Source organism: Providencia sp., assembly GCF_052096715.1.
Taxonomy (GTDB): Bacteria; Pseudomonadota; Gammaproteobacteria; order Enterobacterales; family Enterobacteriaceae; genus Providencia.
The window spans coordinates 67408-87920 of sequence record NZ_JBQDNB010000009.1; the positions used below are offsets into that span (position 1 = coordinate 67408).

19 protein-coding genes are annotated in these 20513 nt (G+C 37.0%); 9 read left to right on the forward strand and 10 right to left on the reverse strand.

Features of this window, described 5'->3' with window-relative positions:
* Positions 1–132 precede the first annotated feature (132 nt).
* Both ACTH6U_RS09370 and maeB read right to left on the reverse strand, forming a co-directional pair.
* Positions 133–999 (reverse strand): ChaN family lipoprotein, encoded by an 867-nt coding sequence (locus tag ACTH6U_RS09370; RefSeq protein ID WP_441832071.1) that lies wholly within the window; start codon positions 997–999, stop codon positions 133–135.
* Between the two features lie 151 nt (positions 1000–1150).
* On the reverse strand, positions 1151–3430 hold the full coding sequence (gene maeB, locus ACTH6U_RS09375; RefSeq protein WP_294105866.1) for an NADP-dependent oxaloacetate-decarboxylating malate dehydrogenase: 2280 nt from the start codon (positions 3428–3430) through the stop codon (positions 1151–1153).
* 421 nt (positions 3431–3851) lie between these two features.
* Here maeB and ACTH6U_RS09380 point away from each other — a divergent pair, with 421 nt between their 5' ends.
* The 4 genes from ACTH6U_RS09380 (at position 3852) to ACTH6U_RS09395 (ending at position 6870) form a co-directional block, all read left to right on the forward strand.
* Positions 3852–4472: a LuxR C-terminal-related transcriptional regulator gene (locus ACTH6U_RS09380; protein WP_294105863.1), complete on the forward strand. Its 621-nt coding sequence runs from the start codon at positions 3852–3854 to the stop codon at positions 4470–4472.
* A gap of 217 nt (positions 4473–4689) precedes the next feature.
* Positions 4690–5061, forward strand: coding sequence for an ArsC family reductase (locus ACTH6U_RS09385; RefSeq protein ID WP_294105860.1), 372 nt, complete (start codon positions 4690–4692; stop codon positions 5059–5061).
* A gap of 13 nt (positions 5062–5074) precedes the next feature.
* Positions 5075–6205, forward strand: coding sequence for a succinyl-diaminopimelate desuccinylase (gene dapE, locus ACTH6U_RS09390; protein ID WP_441832072.1), 1131 nt, complete (start codon positions 5075–5077; stop codon positions 6203–6205).
* Positions 6202–6870 (forward strand): M15 family metallopeptidase, encoded by a 669-nt coding sequence (locus ACTH6U_RS09395; protein WP_441832073.1) that lies wholly within the window; start codon positions 6202–6204, stop codon positions 6868–6870. The genes dapE and ACTH6U_RS09395 overlap by 4 nt, the downstream gene beginning before the upstream one ends.
* 115 nt (positions 6871–6985) lie before the next feature.
* On the opposite strand, the gene ACTH6U_RS09400 is transcribed toward ACTH6U_RS09395, so the two are convergent.
* The 6 genes from ACTH6U_RS09400 to ACTH6U_RS09425 form a co-directional block, all read right to left on the reverse strand.
* Entirely contained in the window at positions 6986–7378 is a 393-nt protein-coding gene (locus ACTH6U_RS09400; protein WP_441832103.1) for a DUF454 family protein, read from the reverse strand.
* A gap of 862 nt (positions 7379–8240) precedes the next feature.
* On the reverse strand, positions 8241–9404 hold the full coding sequence (locus ACTH6U_RS09405; protein WP_336431508.1) for a fimbrial protein: 1164 nt from the start codon (positions 9402–9404) through the stop codon (positions 8241–8243).
* 140 nt (positions 9405–9544) lie between these two features.
* Entirely contained in the window at positions 9545–12007 is a 2463-nt protein-coding gene (locus ACTH6U_RS09410) for a fimbria/pilus outer membrane usher protein (RefSeq protein ID WP_441832074.1), read from the reverse strand.
* Positions 12008–12021: 14 nt separating this feature from the next.
* Positions 12022–12771 carry a fimbrial biogenesis chaperone gene (locus ACTH6U_RS09415; protein WP_441832075.1) on the reverse strand — a complete coding sequence of 250 codons (750 nt, stop codon included), beginning with the start codon at positions 12769–12771 and terminating at the stop codon, positions 12022–12024.
* An 88-nt stretch (positions 12772–12859) separates the two neighbouring features.
* Positions 12860–13372 carry a fimbrial protein gene (locus tag ACTH6U_RS09420; RefSeq protein WP_294105844.1) on the reverse strand — a complete coding sequence of 171 codons (513 nt, stop codon included), beginning with the start codon at positions 13370–13372 and terminating at the stop codon, positions 12860–12862.
* A 102-nt stretch (positions 13373–13474) separates the two neighbouring features.
* The gene (locus tag ACTH6U_RS09425) at positions 13475–13735 is read right to left on the reverse strand and encodes a helix-turn-helix domain-containing protein (RefSeq protein WP_441832076.1); all 261 of its coding nucleotides are present in this window, start codon (positions 13733–13735) and stop codon (positions 13475–13477) included.
* A gap of 909 nt (positions 13736–14644) precedes the next feature.
* Between ACTH6U_RS09425 and ACTH6U_RS09430 the strand changes: the two genes are divergently transcribed.
* Positions 14645–14836, forward strand: a complete 192-nt coding sequence (locus ACTH6U_RS09430; RefSeq protein WP_294105839.1) for a hypothetical protein — start codon at positions 14645–14647, stop codon at positions 14834–14836.
* Here the strand turns inward: ACTH6U_RS09430 and ACTH6U_RS09435 are convergent.
* Both ACTH6U_RS09435 and ACTH6U_RS09440 read right to left on the reverse strand, forming a co-directional pair.
* Entirely contained in the window at positions 14817–16901 is a 2085-nt protein-coding gene (locus ACTH6U_RS09435) for a tRNA(Met) cytidine acetyltransferase TmcA (protein WP_441832077.1), read from the reverse strand. The two genes, ACTH6U_RS09430 and ACTH6U_RS09435, sit on opposite strands and share 20 nt — an antisense overlap.
* Positions 16902–16907: 6 nt before the next feature.
* The gene (locus ACTH6U_RS09440; protein WP_294105834.1) at positions 16908–17360 is read right to left on the reverse strand and encodes a DUF441 domain-containing protein; all 453 of its coding nucleotides are present in this window, start codon (positions 17358–17360) and stop codon (positions 16908–16910) included.
* A gap of 501 nt (positions 17361–17861) precedes the next feature.
* Between ACTH6U_RS09440 and ACTH6U_RS09445 the strand changes: the two genes are divergently transcribed.
* The 4 genes from ACTH6U_RS09445 to ACTH6U_RS09460 are packed head-to-tail and all read left to right on the forward strand — an operon-like array spanning position 17862 to position 20448.
* Positions 17862–18287 carry a PPC domain-containing DNA-binding protein gene (locus ACTH6U_RS09445; RefSeq protein ID WP_441832078.1) on the forward strand — a complete coding sequence of 142 codons (426 nt, stop codon included), beginning with the start codon at positions 17862–17864 and terminating at the stop codon, positions 18285–18287.
* A 39-nt stretch (positions 18288–18326) separates the two neighbouring features.
* The gene (locus tag ACTH6U_RS09450; protein ID WP_294105831.1) at positions 18327–18908 is read left to right on the forward strand and encodes an ECF transporter S component; all 582 of its coding nucleotides are present in this window, start codon (positions 18327–18329) and stop codon (positions 18906–18908) included.
* A gap of 2 nt (positions 18909–18910) precedes the next feature.
* Positions 18911–19615 (forward strand): energy-coupling factor transporter transmembrane component T, encoded by a 705-nt coding sequence (locus ACTH6U_RS09455; RefSeq protein WP_441832079.1) that lies wholly within the window; start codon positions 18911–18913, stop codon positions 19613–19615.
* Positions 19606–20448: an energy-coupling factor ABC transporter ATP-binding protein gene (locus tag ACTH6U_RS09460; RefSeq protein WP_336429918.1), complete on the forward strand. Its 843-nt coding sequence runs from the start codon at positions 19606–19608 to the stop codon at positions 20446–20448. Before ACTH6U_RS09455 ends, ACTH6U_RS09460 begins: the two co-directional genes overlap by 10 nt.
* Positions 20449–20513 lie beyond the last annotated feature (65 nt).

The following is a 20513-nucleotide window of genomic DNA, read 5'->3' on the forward strand; positions in this document are numbered from 1 at the left end:
TTTATCTTTAATCACACAAAGCGTGAATGATAATCAATAACAAATGCAAATGAAAACTATTTCTTATATTTTCGACTAAATCATTCGCAGAAGTCATTGATTATTCATGATATGAAACTATTTCGTTATTGATTATTTAGGTGTGTACCAAACATAATCTGCATGTAAATGATCAATTTCATTGTCTTGCTCAGAGATAATCAACACTTTAAATTCAGCATTTTCATCAAGATCTTGTACATGTAACGGTACTCCGATGGCTCTTGTTGCGTGATAACCACCGACAAATAAAAGTGCAGGTGTTGGAGCCTTAATGAGTGATTCAGCCATTCTACGATCGCGTAATTGTTGAATAACAACCATCTTGTCTACTTGTTCAGCCGTTAATTCACCACCATGTGAACTTTCAATTGTTTTGCTAATGATTTCCTTAACGATGGGCTGCGTTGAACGCTCCCCCGTTAATACAGGGGAATTATGATAAGCCTCTGTTATTTCTTGTTTATCAAGATTGGCAGTTAATAATGGGTAAGGCGTTTTTAATAGCTGTTTAACCAATTCACCATACTGCTCCCATGGCCAACCATTTTGCCATTTAAGTGTTGATTGCAATTTTTCATCTCGTATATAGAGATTACCTTGCATTTCAGCTTTAATATTATTGACCTGAGCTTGTTGTGAAGGTGTAAGCATTTCAAGTAAAACAGATCCTTGAGGTCTTACTTTGGGCATTTCTTGTGAAAGCCATTGTTCTATTTGGTGATGGTATTGATTGTCATGTTTTTCACCGACAATCACTCTAGGAGATTGCGAGAGCTGTTGAACTAGCTGTTGTGGCGTAATTGCTTTTCCTGTCGATAGATCGATAATTTTCCCTTGAGCGGTTAGCTTATTATCTAACTGAACGGGAGATTGCACTATTTTTTGAGCGCATCCGGTCAGAAATAATAGCCCGATAAAAAGAATCGATGCACTGCCCTTCAATCCAACTGATATCATTATATTTTCCATATCTAAGTAGTTAATCCACTCAAAATACAGATAATGAGAATCATTTACAATTAAAAAGACTTCTACTTATAAAAATAGAAGTCTTTTGTTTTTAAATTAAACTAAAAATATAAAACCCTATTAATTTAAGGCCTTATAATTAAAGTGGATTAGTCTGAGCTTCAACTACGGCTAATGCCACCATATTCACGATACGGCGTACAGACGCAATCGGAGTCAAAATATGTACCGGTTTTGCTATTCCCATCAACACAGGTCCTACTGTCACACCATCTGAACTCGTTACACGCAATAAGTTATAACTAATACGAGCAGCTTCCATATTTGGCATAATCAATAAGTTAGCAGAACCTTTTAATGGGCTATCTGGCATAACATCTTTTCTGATTGATTCAATTAATGCCGCATCGGCATGCATTTCACCGTCAATCTCTAGGTGAGGATCGCGAGATTTAATCAATGCTAATGTATCGCGCATTTTTTGAGCCGACGCGCAATCAGAAGAGCCAAAACTTGAACGCGATAACAATGCAACTTTTGGTTCAATACCAAAACGACGCACGGTATCTGCGGCCATAAGCGTAATTTCAGCAAGTTCTGCTGAGGTTGGATCTTCATTAACATAGGTGTCAGCAATAAATGTATTACCCGTAGGCAAGAGTAATGCATTCATGGCACCAGCCGTGTGGACGCCATCTCGGAAGCCGAATAGGTCTTTAACCACATTGTAATGCTCACCATAACTTCCCACAGTACCACAGATCATGCCATCAGCTTCACCACGTAAAACCATAATGCCACCGATGAGAGTCGGGTTACCTATCACTGCACGACGCGCCATTTCTTGTGACACACCACGACGTTTCATGATTTGATAATATTCTTGCCAATATTCTTTATAGCGCGGGTCATTTTCGTTATTGACGACTTCAAAGTCTTTACCGAGCTCAAGATGTAAGCCCAATTTTTCAATGCGCATCTCAATAACACTTGGACGCCCTACTAAGATAGGGAATGCCAAACCGAGTGAGACTAACTCTTGCGTCGCATGCAATACGCGCTCTTCTTCTCCTTCAGCTAAAACAATGCGTTTTTTCGCTGTTTTTGCTAAAGAGAAAATAGGTTTCATGAATAAATTTGTTTTATAAACAAACTGATTGAGTTTTTCAATATAGGCATCAAAATCTTGAATTGGACGGGTTGCAACACCAGAATCCATCGCTGCTTTTGCCACCGCAGGCGCAATTTTCACAATTAAGCGAGGATCAAATGGCTTAGGAATAATATATTCAGGACCAAAAAATAAATCTTGATTACCGTAAGCAGAGGCAACCTCTTCACTTTGCTCTGCTAATGCGAGGTCTGCGATAGCGTAAACGCAGGCCAATTTCATCTCTTCATTGATAGTGGTTGCGCCGACATCCAATGCACCACGGAAGATAAATGGAAAACACAGAACATTATTAACTTGATTTGGATAATCTGAGCGTCCAGTACAGATAATTGCATCTGGGCGTACTTCTTTTGCCAATGGCGGCAGAATTTCAGGTTCAGGATTAGCGAGCGCTAAAATAAGCGGATCTTTAGCCATCGTTTTCACCATTTCAGGTGTTAAAACACGAGGGCCTGAGCAGCCTAAGAAAATATCAGCGTCTGGAATTGCATCCGCTAAAGTACGTTGGCCATTATCATCAATCGCATATGCTGCTTTGGTCACATCCATTCGGTCATCACGACCTTTATAAATCACACCTTTTGAATCGCACACCGTAATATTTTCACGTTTTAATCCTAACGCCACTAACAAATTCATACAGGCAATTGATGCGGCACCGGCACCCGATACCACCAGCCTTACCTCACCAATCTCTTTTTTGACGATCCTTAAACCATTAATGACGGCAGCTGTACAGATAATTGCGGTTCCATGTTGGTCATCATGAAACACCGGAATTTTCATTCTTTCGCGCAGTTTTTGTTCAATATAAAAGCACTCTGGCGCTTTAATATCTTCGAGATTAATACCGCCAAAAGTAGGTTCAAGCGAGGCTATAATGTCAACAAGCTTGTCTGGATCCGTTTCATCGACTTCAATATCAAAGACATCAACACCAGAAAATTTCTTAAATAATACGCCTTTTCCTTCCATGACAGGCTTACCGGCCAAAGCACCGATATTGCCTAAACCCAGCACTGCCGTACCGTTTGAAACAACACCCACCAAGTTTCCTTTTGCAGTATAGCGATATGCCTTTAAAGGATCGGCTGCGATTTCAAGACAAGGGACGGCAACACCTGGCGAATAAGCTAATGCGAGGTCACGTTGCGTCGTTAAGGGTTTAGTTGGTGTTACAGTTATTTTCCCTGGATGAGGAAACTCATGAAAATCAAGAGCACTTTGTTTTAATTTATCATCCATCATCAAGTCCTTTCAAAATAGGTAAGGTAAGAGCGATAACAGTATAAACACATCTTTCTAGCAAATCATGATCATGCTGGCAATTTCCAGAAAAATCTTTTGGTTACGATGAAAATGAGTAAAAAACTAAGTAAAGCGTTCTCGGGTTTTAGAATAATAGCAATATTATTAGTTATAACTCTATTTCTACAAATAAATTACTTACTTAAATCTTCATTATTATTTTCACAAATTTAATGTATTATTTAAATAACAAGAAGAAATTAAAATAAAAATTAAAACATAATTTCGTCATGTAATTCATGGGATTTAAATTATTAACAAATAGATTAAATCAAGTCATTAAATAATAGTTCTAATAGTTAATTTTTAATTCTTAATATTATCTCATTAAGCGCTAGGACATAAAAAGGAATTAACTATGTCTAATCACACCGTTATGATTATCGATGAACACCCTATTATCCGTTTTGGATTACGTCAGTTAATGGACTCCGATGAACATTTTACCGTTACTGCAGAGAGTTGTAATTGCTCAGAAGCACTTAATATTGCTACGCGTTTACAGCCTGATATGATTATGATTGATATTAATATGCATGGAAATAAAACGTTTGAAACCATGCGATTACTGCGTAAACATTGCACTAACAGTTACCTACTCGTTCTTTCATTATCCACAATGAAAACAGATGTCTATAGTGCTATTGATGCAGGTGCTCAAGGCTATCTATTAAAAAACTGCGATCTCGATATGCTAATGCATAGCTTAAAAAAGGCAACTGCGGGCCATCACGTTTTTAGTGAAAAAATATACCAACATTTGATTACTCGCCATCAAACAACAGAACCATTATCTAACTTAACCCGTCGTGAATGTGAAATTATCCATGAAATGGCCGCCGGTTTAAAAAATAAAGAAATATCACAGTTATTATTTATCTCGGAAGAAACTGTAAAAGTTCACATTAGAAATATTTTAAAGAAACTACATGTTCGTTCGAGATTAGAAGCTAGCTTACTTTATATGCGTTCAAAATAAATGATGTATTAATAACTTAATCACAAAAAATTATTATTTTAAACTCATTTAATATGAAGTTTATTAATTAACAAGTATTAATAATAGTCCGTCATTCAGTATATGACTAACGTTTTCATTTATAAATAATAAATCTTTCCTATTCAAAGGGGTAGACCAAAAAACCATTTTCGCGCATTATGTTAAGCAAAATAGTAAGTCATCAGAGGACTACGCGATGCCAAACACCCCTTCTTCGTCTTATATTATGTATGGAATTAAAAACTGTGACACCATTAAGAAAGCACGCCGTTACTTAGAAGATAATGAAATTCCCTACCAATTTCATGATTACCGCGCTGATGGTCTCAATGATAAGCTGTTATCGACCTTTATCGCGCATTTGGGCTGGGAAGTTCTTGTTAATAAAAGAGGAACAACATGGCGAAAACTAACTGAAGATGAAAAAAACTCAGTTATTGATGCTAACAGCGCCAAAAAAGTATTGCTCGACGAACCTGCAATGATAAAACGTCCTGTACTTGTTTCTTCAGATAACCGCTACATCGTGGGTTTTTCTGCCGATGAATACCAACACTTTATTAAATAAACAGGAGATTAAAATGGATTGTCCTGTTATTGAACTGGCAAAACAACTTATCGCTCAACCCTCTATTAGCCCAGATGACCATGGCTGCCAAGCATTACTAATAGAACGTCTTGCAAAAATAGGCTTTACCGTTGAACAAATGCCATTTGGGGATACGTTAAATTTTTGGGCTTATCGTGGAATGGAAGGTGAAACTCTTGCATTTGCAGGCCATACAGATGTTGTTCCGGCTGGGGACCCCACTCATTGGCAAACACCTCCATTTACCCCCACCATTATTAATCAACATCTTTATGGGCGTGGCGCTGCGGATATGAAAGGCTCAGTTGCCGCAATGGTGGTTGCTGCCGAGCGTTTTGTTGAAAAATACCCAGAGCATCGTGGTCGTCTTGCCTTTCTAATTACTTCTGATGAAGAAGCTGCGGCGACACATGGTACAGTCAAAGTAGTTGAAACATTAATTAGCCGCAATGAACGTCTAGATTATTGTTTAGTTGGTGAACCCTCAAGCCAATCTGAACTTGGCGATATCATTAAAAATGGTCGTCGAGGGTCTATTACGGCGAATTTAACTGTTATTGGCACGCAAGGACATGTTGCTTACCCCCAACTAGCGGATAACCCCATTCATCGTACCGCCCCTTTTTTACAAGAACTTGTTACGACCCAGTGGGATAACGGTAATGCATTTTTTCCTGCTACAACAATGCAAATTGCCAATATTCAAGCAGGAACTGGGGCAAGTAATGTAATCCCCGGTGAACTTTTCATTCAATTTAATTTTCGATTTAGTACAGAACTAACTGATACTATGATCCGCGAGAAAGTGATCGAAATGCTCACTCGCCATGGATTGAACTATAAGATTGAATGGTCACTTTCAGGGCAACCATTTTTAACAGGTGACAGTAAACTTGTCACTGCAACAAGACAAGCCATCAATGAATTTACAGGGCGTACTGCCACCCTTTCCACCAGTGGTGGCACATCAGATGGTCGATTCATTGCTCAGACAGGTGCACATGTAATTGAGTTAGGTCCATTAAATGCCACCATCCATAAAGTGGACGAATGTGTCAGTGTGGACGATTTAAAGCAACTCGCCTTAATTTATGAAAGAATTATGGAGTTGCTATTATTATGATCACTATTGATATGCTAACCGGTCGTTCTTCAGACCACTTAGTCACATTAGGTGGTAACCATCGCTTGCAATTTAATACCACCAAAGCCTTTCTCGCGATGCAACAAGCCGCAGCTAAGTCTGGATTTAAACTGCAATCAGCGAGTGCATTTCGCGATTTTTCACGCCAATTATTAATTTGGAACGAAAAGTTTAGTGGTAAACGTCCCGTGCTTGATACCCAAAGTCAACCATTAGATATAGCAACACTAACTGAAGGGCAACTGTGCGAAGCGATTTTACACTGGTCAGCACTACCAGGTGCAAGTCGCCACCACTGGGGAACTGAGATAGATATATATGATCCCTTGAGAATCCCTGTCGGTCAAACATTACAATTAGAGCCTTGGGAATACGAAGAAGGTGGCTATTTCGCCGAATTAAATAACTGGCTAACAGATAATATGGCGTCATTTGATTTTTATCGCCCTTTTACTGCCAAAGACGCCGGAGTGGCTTATGAGCCTTGGCATATCAGTTATTGGCCACTATCTCATGAAGCTGAACAGCTACTCACTCCTGATGTTATCAGACGCGTTTTATTACAAGAAGATATTAATGGTAAAAGTTGGTTATTAGATAATCTTGATTATGTGTTTAGACGCTATATTAAAGTGCCTGATTAACCCTTTTGATATCAACCAGTATGCATCAGCGACATAACGCCATAAACATAAAGCGGATGCATACGGTTATTTCTATTACTGTGATTTTTGGTACGGTTGTTTAAAATAAAATTATTTAACGTTCTGTTTTAGTACGTGTTGGAATTTGTTCATCAACCACAGGCAAACGGTACATAAAAAAGAGTAACCAACAAAGCAATGCTAATAAACCTATTTTCAACCACCAAAAACTCACAACCCAAATAGAAAAAGAAAATGTGATTAATATTAATCCAATCGCTTTTGGCTTCGCCCCTTTCGGTAATCCTTTATACTTTTGCCAATGACGAATATAACCGCCAAACCATGACCGATAAAGTAACCAATGATGAAAACGAGGAGATGAGCGAGAAAAACACCAAGCTGCTAGCAGTAAAAATGGTGTTGTGGGTAATACCGGTAAAATCACCCCTGCGAAAGCTAAAATGACGGCGAGCCAGCCTACCATTATCAGAAATATTTTTTTTATACTCACTTAGGTTTTCCCGTATAAGACAATAGTCCGTAAAATATCCTTATAAAACCTATGGTAACCTCGAAGATGACCAAGATTATACTCTAATACCAAATGCGCTAAATGAGAAGGAATCTCTTTTATCTTTCCCCAATATCAGATAATTTTTAATTGATCATACTTTTCCTACTAGTGCATAAATCTATCTTTTTCATCTTATAAATAAAAAGGCTTCATCATTAATTGATTTCTTTTACTTACTCACATTTGAACTAAGCTAAAATGAAAGTATGGATAATTCACTATGTCTTTATAAGGCTATAAGCATACAAATGATAAGGGATTATATTACTAAATCCACAATACGCTGTGTCATAAATAATTCCGTTAACAACCTTTCAACTTGAAATATGAAGAATATGTTTTATATCGGGTAAGAATGGTAGATAGATAATGAAACACTTATCTTTATTGACAGCAGTTGTTATTTTCACTTCCAATGTTAATCGTGGATATAGTTAAACTAAAATATTGGGAGAAAAACAAAACGGTATAATTACCTTTATTGGCAATGTTATCGAACCACTGTGTGACGTTCATTTCAATAACACTAAACATGTCAGTGTTGAGTGTTGAGTGTTGAGTGTTGAGTGTTGAGTGTTGAGTGTTATCATGATAGGAAATATATAACGAAATCTAGCTCACTAACACAAATAAAGAAACTTAATTTTAGCTATGTGAAAGTGAATATAAACACATTAACTAAAAAAAGATATTAAACTTATATTATGATTAATACGTATAATTTTAAACACTTAATCGGGATACCCAAATGAATAATTGAAGTATCCCGATTTTTTATTACATGTTTATCTGACTATTGCATATCTATCATGAAAATAGCCTTACTATTCGCCTTACCCGGTTTAATTATTTCAGGGGGATATTTAACATACCTAGCGCTAAAGTTTAACGTTATTATTTGAGTACCCGACCCCGTTTGTACTGGAACCGCTATCCAGTTATTATTGGTAATGGGAATCCCGTTCCCTAAAGTACCGAGTGAAAGCACTTTCACTCGGCCGCCAACCGAATTTAATATTTCAATAGCTACGCCTTTCGCGGTTGAACCTAAGTCAGGATCTAATAGCAAATAATTTTGCTCATTATTCACCCTATTTTCCTCATTAGGTGCGAAACCATATTTTACTTTTGTAGCGCCCCGTTGGCATTCAAGTGTAACTGAAAAATTTGCAGGGGTTGAAGGAAGGCTAGTTGCTGAGTGCTGACCTAAATTGACGACAGAGGTCACTTGATTTATACCGCAGGCATTAATAACTCGCCCACCAATAACTCGCTGAGCTAAATTAGTATATGAATTAGCGGCTGAAAATGTTGTGCCTGGATTTAAACCTGGTCCAGAAAATCCAAATACTCCGCGAGAAACGATACCCACTTGGCTTAAGTATGCATTTGAATTAACGGCTTGATCTGAACGAACTTGATTAATAGAGATACCCGAAAAATGTTTTAATGTAATATTAATTTTATTTGGATTAATTGAGTCTATATCATATCCAGTCAGTTTTTTTCTTTGTACTGCGTTATTAAACTGTGTTGTTGTATCCGTATTTGAACCAATGAAAAAATTAAACATCATGCCCGTCATGTTAGTTGACCAATATCTAATACCGGCTAAAGTAAGACGCGGGGCATTATTATTAATAATTCCAGGTGGCATATAATACATTTCATAAATTGAGTCCTTATCAGTTAGGTCACATTGAAAAAGAACCCTATCTAATGGAATACCAGTTTGACCGGATATGTTACTAGGCGATATATATTCATACGCTAAAAGTGTACCTATTGGTTGATATACTTCCCTATAGATCATCAAGTCAGTTTTTGACCCAACTCTCACGGGATTTCCAGAATTACCACTTGGTAATCCACCATTCCTTACAACACATGTAGCTTGGGATAATTCGGACATAAAAAATAATATAAATCCGAAAAACATTAAATCACGTTTAAGCATAACTCTCTCCGAACATAACACAAGTTAAATAAAGAAATAACTAGCATGAGTCATTAAACCCAATGGTGGAATGACACTTTAAAATAAATAGCAATAGTTAACGCAATATTTAATATGATAAATTAAAAGATAATATTATATCAATAATACTGACAAACTGATTCAGGTATGGAGTTGTTATTAGAAATATTATAATTGAAGCTACAACGCTGCTTATTATTACTTCCCCATCTGACAGTAATCTTTCCTTGTGCTGATTGAGAATTAAAATAAACTAATCCTCCTTGCCCAACTAAACCTACTTTTCTATTATTTTCATCGTATATATCAGCGCCAAATGGTACAGACTTATTATCCTGTAGCTTTATTCGATAAGTAATATTCATACCTTTTTTAGTCTCAAATTTAACTAACACTGAAGATCCTGCATAAGGTGCTATTTTTACCATATTGTTATCAATATCAACATCTGTACTCATATTCTCAGAATTAAGATAAAGGGTATTGTATTGATAAGGTGTAAGTGACGGTACTATTGCCTTCCCTCGTTTATCAATGACTATATTACTCCATGAAGATATTGAAGCACCTTCCGCTTCATCTGCTTCCACAATAGCAAATGTTTCGCTTAAATAACGAGATGGTACGATGCCACCTTGATAAGCAACCAATGCACCACTTGCCCCAGCGGAAAGTGATTTAAAATCATTACCTTGGGAATAACCAGCATTAACAGAAGTCACTGAAAAATCTTTTTGAATATTTCCAGAGAAACTACTATCCGACTGTCCAATATTACTTATTGATGCATTCCAAGTCATTGATTTATCATCGCCAAACGTACTACTCACACTCGTATTATTTAGCCAACGATCTTCAGAACGTGAGATTGAGCTAGACAATAACGTATTTTGTTCTGGATACCAGATAGAGAATGGTACTGACACGTTAAATATATAGTTATTATCAGTAGCATTGTTATCATTTCGATACATTTTAATATAGCTAAAACTATAACCAATTCCTTTAAAGCTATTCATATAACCCGCTTGCAATTGTTTGGTATCGGGTAAATTATCACGCCACGTTTGCAATGAGCCACTCGCATATACCGAGCCATAATCTGCTAGGTGTTGATTAATCGTTAACACATATTGTGCACGCCGGGGATTAATATTATCCCCATCAAATAAATCGTTCTTTGTATCGCGACTTGCTTCATACAAGCTTAAATAATTTTGTGACTCATAACGATAGCCTGCTAACGCAATATTGGTGCCTGTTGTATTTATATCTTTATTCCATGTGACTCGAGCACGAGTGCCATTATAAATTCGGTTATTATCTAATTCAGATTTTGAATTAGCTACATCAAAGCTAAACGCGCCAATTTGCGTATTTACGGCCAGTCCAAGCAAACCGGATTGATATTTATTTGAATACTGCAATCCTATAAATGGAGTGACAATATTACTTAGCCCATATTGCACTGTTGACTGAATAAAAATATCAGAAGAAGTATCATCACCACGCAATCTACCACTCACAATGCTGTAATCAATTTGTCCTGGCCTCAATAAACCGGGCACTGTTGAAAATGGCACAATAAAACTTGATACATTGCCATTCGCTTCTGTCACTTGAACCGTCAGATCTCCACCATAACCTGTTGCATACAGGTCATTAATCGTGAACTCTCCCGGGGATACATTCGTTTCATAAATAACATAACCGTTTTGTATTACCCTCACACGAGCATTACTATTCGCTACACCTCTAACTGTAGGCGCAAACCCTTGCAACGATTGCGGACGCATACGATTATCGGTTGTTAATTCTGCACCGGTATAAGAAAAACTGTCAAAAATATTTCCATTAGTAAATGATTGTCCAATGGTTAATTCACTTTCAATTTGCGGAATTGCTCTTTGAACATATGTTCTCACATTCTCATGTCTAAATTTATTATCCTGGTTATATTGAAGATTAGATTGATGTCTAAACCTGTATAAACCTAAATTAACTCCTGTTGATATATTTCCATATACAGAATGGCTATCTTGTCCATGATTACGACTACTATAGCCATTGAAATTATAGTTAAGAAATAGTGCAGGGATCCCTTCGGTAAGTGCGCTAACAGGTACTAATCCACGCGCGTATTGTTCTACCATAATTTGTGGAATTAAAATATCTAAACGTAATACATCCTGCTTAAGCTTAATTTGCACATCTTTCGACAACATGTGGAGGTCTTTGCATTGCTCAGTAGATTTGATATTTTTTAAATATTCTGGCTTTATTTGAAAGCTATCAATATCTTCTTGAGTTAAACAAGGAATAACTTTCCCTTGCTTGTTTTCATAAAACCTAATCTCTTTATTATAAATAAATTCGTTATTTAGGTATAGATCAACAAACCAATTACCCGGCGTATTTTGATCTTCTGTCAGCTTATCTATTGATATATCTTTAGCGTTTCCAAGCAAAAAACCTTCATTATATGAATATTTTTTTTCAGGCAGTTTTTTTTCTAAAGCAAAAGCTAAGCGACCACTCATTAAAGATAGTGAAATAAATATAAGGATTAATTTAATTTTCATAGCAATACCATTATTTATAAATTATATTCATAGGTATCTAAACCACCGTAATCATTAATAACTGAGTAACTAATTTTTTTAGCATTAATAAATGCATTAGGTATCCCAGTCCCACTATCACTATTAAGGATCACATCTGAGTAAGGTGCTACCATTTTACCTTCTAATTTCATTTTATTAGATGCATCATGAATAACGACATCTTGAAAAGTTATAAACCAAGGTGAATTATTTTTGATAAATAACGCATTCCCTTTTGTCGATTTTTTGAATGAAAAAATAAGTTTTTCATTTAATAATTCAGGCATTCCTATACCTGTAGGCCTAAAAAATAATTTTATTCTAGATCTAATTGCAATTTGCATCGTATTTTTATTAGATTCAATTGCATCTTCTTTTTCTGGTGGAATTTCTAACACATTTAAATAATAAATTGATTCTCTGTCTTTAGGTAGTGAATCACCAAGATAAGTTAATCTTAAATTTTGCCCTGCATTTGGTAGCATTTTAAATATCGGTGGTGTAATAGCAAATGGAGTTTTAATATCCTCAGGAAGCTCATTAGGATCGCCTTTATCTAACCAAACTTGAACCAATGCTGGCCATTTATTTTCATTAACTAGCTGTACAACTTTACTTTTAGATTTTTCATTATATATAATACGAGTGCCATTAATAATAACACTCGCATAAAGTGATGTTGATATCATGAATAGAAATACAAATAAGAATATTTTATTTATATAGGCGAGTCGAATTGACATAATGACCTAACCTTGCATTTTTAATGTAATACATGAATTTTTCAATTTAGCTGTCAGGAGAATTAAATTCTCCTGACAGCATTATTCATTATGGGTATGTAAGCGTATAATTTACTTGTGCAGTAACATTACCCGGAGCAGTGACTGTATCCTTAGCGAAATAATAAGCCTGATACGCAAGTTGAGCTGCGCCACCAACAATTGGAGTCGAACCAACAGGTGTGCCATTTACCTTCGCAACATTACCTCCTTGATCTGCTAAACCAATCTGGACGTTTGCAGGTGCAACAGAAGGAATCAAATTACCTGTCGCCGCATCGCCATTTGTTAAGCTTTCGAAATTTGCCGCTACATCAACACCGCTGACAGTACAATTAGTCAAATCGATAGTAAAAGATGTATTTCCGGCAGTAGCACCAGCCGCATTCAATGCAGTAGTAGACACTGTGGGCAAATTAACGGTAAAGTCACCATTAGTACCTGAGCTGACTTTGCATGTTGTCGCCGTAATTTCACCATTAAATGTAATAGTACCATCAGCTGCTAATACCGATGCTGAAATTGAAGATGCGATAAATAAAACTAAAAATGTTTTTTTCATATTTAACCTTTATAAGATAAAAAAATCTCAACCTTTATTTTTAAAATAAAGGTGACAAACTACATATATAGGGATAAATCCATTTAATACTGCCATCCAAAACTAGATAACTAACGTACTTGCGATAAATATATTTTTATCATAATCAGATAATAAAAATACGACATTTATATTAAAGGCATTAGCAAATTTAGCTAATGACTCAACATCGATTCTATTAATACCACACTCAAAACGAGAAATTTGCTGTTGGCTTATTCCTGTCATTTTAGAAAGAGCTTCACCACTTAAACCTTTTTGAAGTCTAATTGTTTTTATCTTTTTTCCAATCGATAACGAATATTTATATTTTTCAATTTCCATATGTTTCACCTCTGATCTTATTATCAAAGTTTAGATTCAGATTAGTTTCTAACTAATATTTTACGCATTCATAACTTAAAAACAAACAACATCACTCATTAGTGAGTAAAGCAAATTCAATTTACTTTTATAAGTATTCGTTAAGTTAATAACTAAGTAACCCCAATAAAAACATCATGTTATAAAAATCAAATAGAATAGAGTTTATAACTAAATAATCCCCTTTTACGTTAGCGATTGGTGACATATAGCTGACCAATGTCAAAAAATAGATAGTTACACTATAAAAATGAATTTAAATTTAAATATATATTATCCGTTGAGACTTTTCAGTTCATTTCGCATTACAAATATCACTTGAAATTAATTAAAGCCATTGTAAACAATCATAAAACAACAATCTTATATTGATATTTAATGTAAAATAAGACCCTAATAGAAATTTAAAATAAGAATAATGAAGAAAGCTATTTTTAGTAGTCAATGGCATTATTTAAAGAACCAGCGCTAACCTATTTACACACTATTACTTCATGATATCGTATGGAGTTTATTGGCATATCTATATTTGATGTGTTAACTATATTTTTGATTAAACCAAGGCTAAAATTAAATAAAAATATTTCATGTAAATATATTAAAAAAACCCTAGTTCTCATTTAAAGCGCACTAAAACGATTCAATTATTCATCATTACTTATTGTAACTTTAAATCACAAGCCTATTTCACTGATAACACTTGATTTTTGTAATGTAAAAAATTCAGTTAATCAGCATCTATAAATAAAGCATTATCGCTAACTATGATTAGCCATTGTTAAAGTACTTGCAATTATCGATGTTCTCATCAAATACTATCCGTATAACTAAGTGATTAAATCCGGATATCATCAAAATTTGAGGACATATATGCAATGGTTAACTGATTATTGGTGGGTTATTTTACTCATACTTATCGGCATTATTTGGAATGCAATCAAGGCGATGAAGAAAATCGACCCTAAAAAATTTATTGATAATAAACCTGAGATACCACCCCATAAAGATAATAATCACCTTTGGGATGATGAAGACGATTGGCCTAAGGATAAGAAATCGTAAATTTTTGCTCAATCATGGCTGTAAGTTCCAATTGCTGATAACGAATATACAGACCGACTTCCAGCCTTGCTTGTTTAATCCACTGTTTTTGACCGGCCAAACCGACCTGTGTGCAAATTTCCGCTATAGATAAGCCGTCACGAAAATAAAGGGCTAGCACACTTTGGGAGCCGCATTGATGTTCAGCACTTGGTGGTTTAATTAGGTTGTCCTGCATTAACAAGCGCTGAATCGCCGCGCTACTTGCAGCCATAGGTCTGCTATATTGACTAAAACCAATTAATTCCATCCAATCTTCGGTGGTAAGACTTTGCTCTTGGCTACTTTTCAGATTAAATTCATTCAAATCGTTACGCCAAAATAGATCTCTTTGTAATAAATAGTCAGCTCTCGAATACAATTTTTGTGCTTCAACTGAAATTGGCATTATTGCCATCGCCGAAAAACAGCCGCTGCTAGCCTCTTTGTGGCTACCAATTCGCACCAACCCAAAACCTGCAGCTTGCCAAAAAGCAAGTAACTCTGGCGTTAAACCAAAACTGACCGATAAATAATCTAGCCCCTGTTGTTGCGCCTGTTTTTTTTGTAATTCAATTAGCTGAAAACCTATTTTTTTCCGACGATAAGCAGATTCGACCGCAATTCGCATTACTCTGCGCGAGCTCATTTGTGCCGCAGAGGGAAAATAACTATGTGCAGCAAGTGATTGTGCAACTAAATTACCTCTTGGACGCCGCAACCCAGCCCAAACTTGCCAGCTTAATGCTTCATCTAATTTCCCCTCGCTTATCATCCATAACGCACCAACATAACGTTCAGATTGATGACTAACGTAATGATCCCCCATTAAGCGAGCAACCGAAAAATATTGATTTTGAGCATCAAGCAAGCGACGTAAATCAAGAGGAGAAGTTCGATAGTGGGCACTCGTCAATAACCCATAAAATCTGCTGAGCCGTTCAGCGTTATTTGCAAGTTGAGATTGTGAGATAATTTCAAGTTGAATATTTCCATCAACCGGAAGCTGTTGTGGCGGCTCAGACAATAACAACGCTTGGTTTAGCCAATTTTCAAGTGGGTCATTACGAGCAAATCGGATAGGTTCATTTAACGTTAATGCCGTAAAATGGTTAAGCGTAACGCAAAATTTATTAATAAAACCTCGCCCTGTGCCTTCATAACCATCAACCGTGGTGGTCATTAAAACTCGAGGGAAATAGGTAATAATTTGTCTAAGAATATATGTTGGAATCGTCGCTGCTTCATCAATAATCAACCAGTCAGCACTGACTTGCTCACCGCGTTGGCAATATTGGAGTAACGTATCTGGCGCCCAAAATGTTAATGACTTTCCTGCATATTGTTCTAAAACTTGTGTCGCAACTTTTGCGGGTGCACAGCACCAACATTCCCCTTGCCATTGCTGAATCAACATTCCAGCGACAGTAGATTTACCTCTACCTCGGGCAGCAATAATACCCCAAATTTTTTGCTCTACCGATTGCGTTGTAGACAACATCTGGTTAAGTGCGAATTGTTGTTGCTGAGTCGGCTGGCCCGTTGGCGATTGCCAAGTAGGACAATCAGTTAATAATGCAAACTGCGGTTCTTGTCCTTGCTGATAAATAAGGGTTTGTGGTGAAGCTTTAATAATGCGCTGAATATGATGAATAAAATTTGGCGTTGATATAATACCCAATTGCTCATTCCAACGTACACTATCTGCATCTTCGCTTTGAGGCCAAATTTCATGGGGTGGCGTACAAACCACCAATAAACTTCCTGCTTTTAGCGTGCCAGCTAATATTGCAAATGCTTCACTATGAAAACCAGACCTTGCATCAAATATAGCGTGAGTATACTCACGTCCTAGTAGTAAATGGGCTTTTTCTGGTAACATTGCTGCCGATAAGTGGGAAGATAAAGTTAGCCAATCACCTGATAATTGAGCTTTAATTTGAGTAAGCTGTTGTTCTACCCACGTATTCTCTCCCGATAACACCAATAACCGGCGAAACCCACATTGGCGTAATTGTGCACATATATCGGGTAATGAGCTATACATAGCTATCTAAGACTTACCAATTAACAGTGACAAAATACCCGCTGCAATCAGTGGCCCAACTGGTACACCTCGAAATAATGCGACACCGATAACCGTACCGACCAATAAGCCTGCAACGGTAGAGGGTTGATGCGACATGAGTGTCACCCCACGACTACCAAGCCATGAAACGGCAATACCAATGATAATTGCTAATATTGATTTCCAATTTAAAAATGAACTCAATACGTCATGTGCAGATATTTTACCGCTGGCTATCGGCGCCATTACACCAATAGTAAGAATAAGAATACCAATCGTCAGACCATATCTTTCCACCCAAGGAAAAAAATCATTTAATGGCGTGATCCGAACGACAAGCAAAAATAGCATCGCTAAAGTGACAGTCATGTTATGACTGATAATACCCAGCCCAGCTAATACTAATAAAATTATCAACGTCGAGTCGACATTGCCCATAATCATTCCCTGTAAAACAACTGTCTTGCATTCGCAATCAGTAAAAAACACATAGATTAAACATGTTATTGACTCATCATTGAAGAAGCAAATATTTACCTAATATTTTCCGCTTACAACATAAAAATAGTTTTAGCGGTTATTTTTCTTCCTATATTAAATCAATGTTTGTACAGATTTAAGGAAGAAGAGCATTCATTATTTAGTGTGTAATATCAGTGATCCTGCTTGAACTACTTAAGCTAAATAGTCGGAATATTAGCGACTCTCTAAATTTTAAATTATGCTTTTTCCTGTCTTAAGTGCCGATAAACATCAACTAATAGCAAGTGTTACTGAAAAATAGCTGGAAAGTCTTTACGCTCAGACAAGATTTTATAATCACGTATAATGATGCAGGGTAATCTATATTAAAAATTTATAGCTTATTATTTTTAATACTTTTATCTGTTTAATTCCTCGTGAGAAGCTTTACACACCACTATTTTTAGGATTGATGAAATGAACAAACCTTTATCACCTTATTCAAGCGCTCGCTATATCGCTATCCGCTTGAGCCCGGGAGAGGATGTAATCCTCACTTTACGACAACAAATTCAACAACATAATTTACAAGCTGCCTTTATTGCAGGATCAGTTGGTAGTTTAACCGATGTTGCTTTGCGCTTTGCAGGCCAAGAAAATAGCCATCAAACCTCTGGAAAATTCGAAATTGTTTCTTTAATTGGCACACTAGATGCTAATGGAGAACACCTCCATCTTGCAGTATCCGATGAAAATGGTCACATGAGTGGCGGGCACATGATGCCGGGCTGTACGGTTAGAACCACTTTAGAATTGGTGATCGGCGAACTAGAAAATAATACTTTCATCCGCGAACATTGCCCTTTATCTGGTTACGACGAACTCGTCATTACCTCTCGTTAATTTTATTATTGGTTATATTTTGCAAGGATTAATGCTGTCATGACAAAATCCCCCCTTATTTCTAGTCGTACATTAGCTTTAATTGTTTTTTCTATCGCAATTAATATGATTGGTGGACAATTAAGCTCAATGCTTAAACTCCCTATATTTCTTGATTCTATTGGTACATTAATTTGTGCGTTATTAGCCGGACCATGGGTGGCCTTATTCAGTGGTTTATTAACAAATTTATTATGGGGACTGCTCAGCGGCCCTATTGCTGCTGCCTTTGCACCCGTCGCTATGATGATAGGATTAAGTGCAGGATTATTAGCGCGTGCCGGAGGATTCCGTACATTGCCCCGCGTTATTTTATCTGGCGTAGTGATAACTTTTGCTTTAATGATTGTTGCTGTACCAATAAGAACTTATTTATTTGCAGGAACTACGGGTAGTGGTGCAGACTTTTTTGTCGCTTATTTTCATGCTGTTGGGGATAATTTACTTGAATCTGTCGCCATCACCGTACTCGGTGCGAATATTGCCGATAAAATTATTTCAGCCTTAGTTGCTTGGTTATTAGTTCGCCGATTACCTGAGCGCGTACAAAGAAGTTTCCCACAAATGGCGAAGGTTCGCTAAGGATGCACCCTTTCACCTCGTTAACTATATGGTTATGGCTCAGTGCTAGCGCAATGCTTTTACCTTTAGGTTGGCCGCTAATTATACTCAGTTGTAGTCTATTCTCAGCATTAATCATTTGGCCAGCCGCTCGTTTTCGTTGGCGCTTTGTCGCATGGATTATGCTTCCAATGGCAGCAGGACTCTGGCTGATCCATAGCGGATGGCTGTCCCAACTATTAACAGGTGAAATGCTACAAAATAATCATCAAGAAAGAGCGATGGCATTATGGTTTAGATTACTAGCCATAATCAGTGGCTCTCAATTGTGGTTACAGTATGTGCCAACCGAGCGTTTCATTCGTGCGTTATTTGCTAGCAGACTCCCTGCTAGCTTTTCTTATTTATTAGCTGGACCTTTATTACTCGTCGAACAACTTCGCCAACAGCTAGCCAGTATTAAAGAAGCTCAATTAGCGAGAGGGGTTCCGCTTGATGATAATTTCTGGCAACGGCTAACTTCATTACCCACAATATTATTACCTCTTGCCAGTAATACTTTAAGCGAGCTCAGTATTCGTGGTGCAGCATTAGATATGCGAGGGTTTCGCTATACCACTCAACGCACCACGCTTAATCACCCTATCGATAGCCCATCTCAGCGCTGGCTGCGTTATGGTCTTTTATTACTTATTATTGTTGAAGGTGGGTTAACACTGTGGTGGTAAATTTACAACAAATGAGCTTTACGCCCGTTGGCTTAGAAACACCCATATTAGGCCCCATTGATATGCAATTAGTGCGCGGGGAATGGCTATGTGTGCTAGGCGGTAATGGCAGTGGTAAAAGTACCTTAGCGCAATTACTATGTGGATGGCATCCCGATTTACTGAGTGGTCAATTGCAAGGAACAGCACAAGCCATAGAACAGCCTTTAGCCGAAGGCTCTCTCGTCACATTATCGGCTAATCGACAACTTATCCAGCAATCGCCACAACTACAATTATCCGGTTGCGCGTTTACTGTTGAACAAGAAGTTGCATTCGGTCCCGAAAATCTAGGTTTATCACCTAACGATATTACTCAACGAGTTGATGAAGCTATATCTTTGACATTTTGTGAGTCATTACGTTACCGCCATCCTGCCACCCTTTCCGGTGGCGAAGCCCAACGTGTGGTTTTAGCTAGCGCGCTTGCAATGCGCCCACAATTGTTATTACTAGATGAAGCATTTAGTCGCTTAACACCGAGTGCGACACATCGCATATTATTACAACTTAAACAACACACCCAACATAGCGGCTGTAGTGTAATTTTATTCGAGCGAAATTTGTTGCCGGCTCTTAGCTTTTGTGATGATTTTTTACTGCTCGATTCAGGTCATACTATTGCTCACGGCGATATTGAGCAGATATTCACCGCAGCTCAAGAAACGATTAATATGCCTGATGCGTGGCGTACCCTTGGTCATTTGGTTAAGTCGGGGCATTGGAAAAATTCTATCCCTCGCAATGATAACCAATTGCTCCAAGCATTTAAGGATTTTTATGCTACAGCTTGATAATTTAACCTATCGTTGGCCTAATTCAGTGAATGACAATATTTCACCGCTGTGCTTAACCATTA

Coding starts and splice junctions, on each gene's coding strand:
- ACTH6U_RS09370 (WP_441832071.1), bottom strand. CDS start 999: ATGATATCAGTTGGATTGAAGGGCAGTGCATCGATTCTTTTTATCGGG.
- maeB (WP_294105866.1), bottom strand. CDS start 3,430: ATGGATGATAAATTAAAACAAAGTGCTCTTGATTTTCATGAGTTTCCT.
- ACTH6U_RS09380 (WP_294105863.1), top strand. CDS start 3,852: ATGTCTAATCACACCGTTATGATTATCGATGAACACCCTATTATCCGT.
- ACTH6U_RS09385 (WP_294105860.1), top strand. CDS start 4,690: ATGCCAAACACCCCTTCTTCGTCTTATATTATGTATGGAATTAAAAAC.
- dapE (WP_441832072.1), top strand. CDS start 5,075: ATGGATTGTCCTGTTATTGAACTGGCAAAACAACTTATCGCTCAACCC.
- ACTH6U_RS09395 (WP_441832073.1), top strand. CDS start 6,202: ATGATCACTATTGATATGCTAACCGGTCGTTCTTCAGACCACTTAGTC.
- ACTH6U_RS09405 (WP_336431508.1), bottom strand. CDS start 9,404: ATGCTTAAACGTGATTTAATGTTTTTCGGATTTATATTATTTTTTATG.
- ACTH6U_RS09410 (WP_441832074.1), bottom strand. CDS start 12,007: ATGAAAATTAAATTAATCCTTATATTTATTTCACTATCTTTAATGAGT.
- ACTH6U_RS09415 (WP_441832075.1), bottom strand. CDS start 12,771: ATGTCAATTCGACTCGCCTATATAAATAAAATATTCTTATTTGTATTT.
- ACTH6U_RS09420 (WP_294105844.1), bottom strand. CDS start 13,372: ATGAAAAAAACATTTTTAGTTTTATTTATCGCATCTTCAATTTCAGCA.
- ACTH6U_RS09425 (WP_441832076.1), bottom strand. CDS start 13,735: ATGGAAATTGAAAAATATAAATATTCGTTATCGATTGGAAAAAAGATA.
- ACTH6U_RS09430 (WP_294105839.1), top strand. CDS start 14,645: ATGCAATGGTTAACTGATTATTGGTGGGTTATTTTACTCATACTTATC.
- ACTH6U_RS09435 (WP_441832077.1), bottom strand. CDS start 16,901: ATGTATAGCTCATTACCCGATATATGTGCACAATTACGCCAATGTGGG.
- ACTH6U_RS09440 (WP_294105834.1), bottom strand. CDS start 17,360: ATGGGCAATGTCGACTCGACGTTGATAATTTTATTAGTATTAGCTGGG.
- ACTH6U_RS09445 (WP_441832078.1), top strand. CDS start 17,862: ATGAACAAACCTTTATCACCTTATTCAAGCGCTCGCTATATCGCTATC.
- ACTH6U_RS09450 (WP_294105831.1), top strand. CDS start 18,327: ATGACAAAATCCCCCCTTATTTCTAGTCGTACATTAGCTTTAATTGTT.
- ACTH6U_RS09455 (WP_441832079.1), top strand. CDS start 18,911: ATGCACCCTTTCACCTCGTTAACTATATGGTTATGGCTCAGTGCTAGC.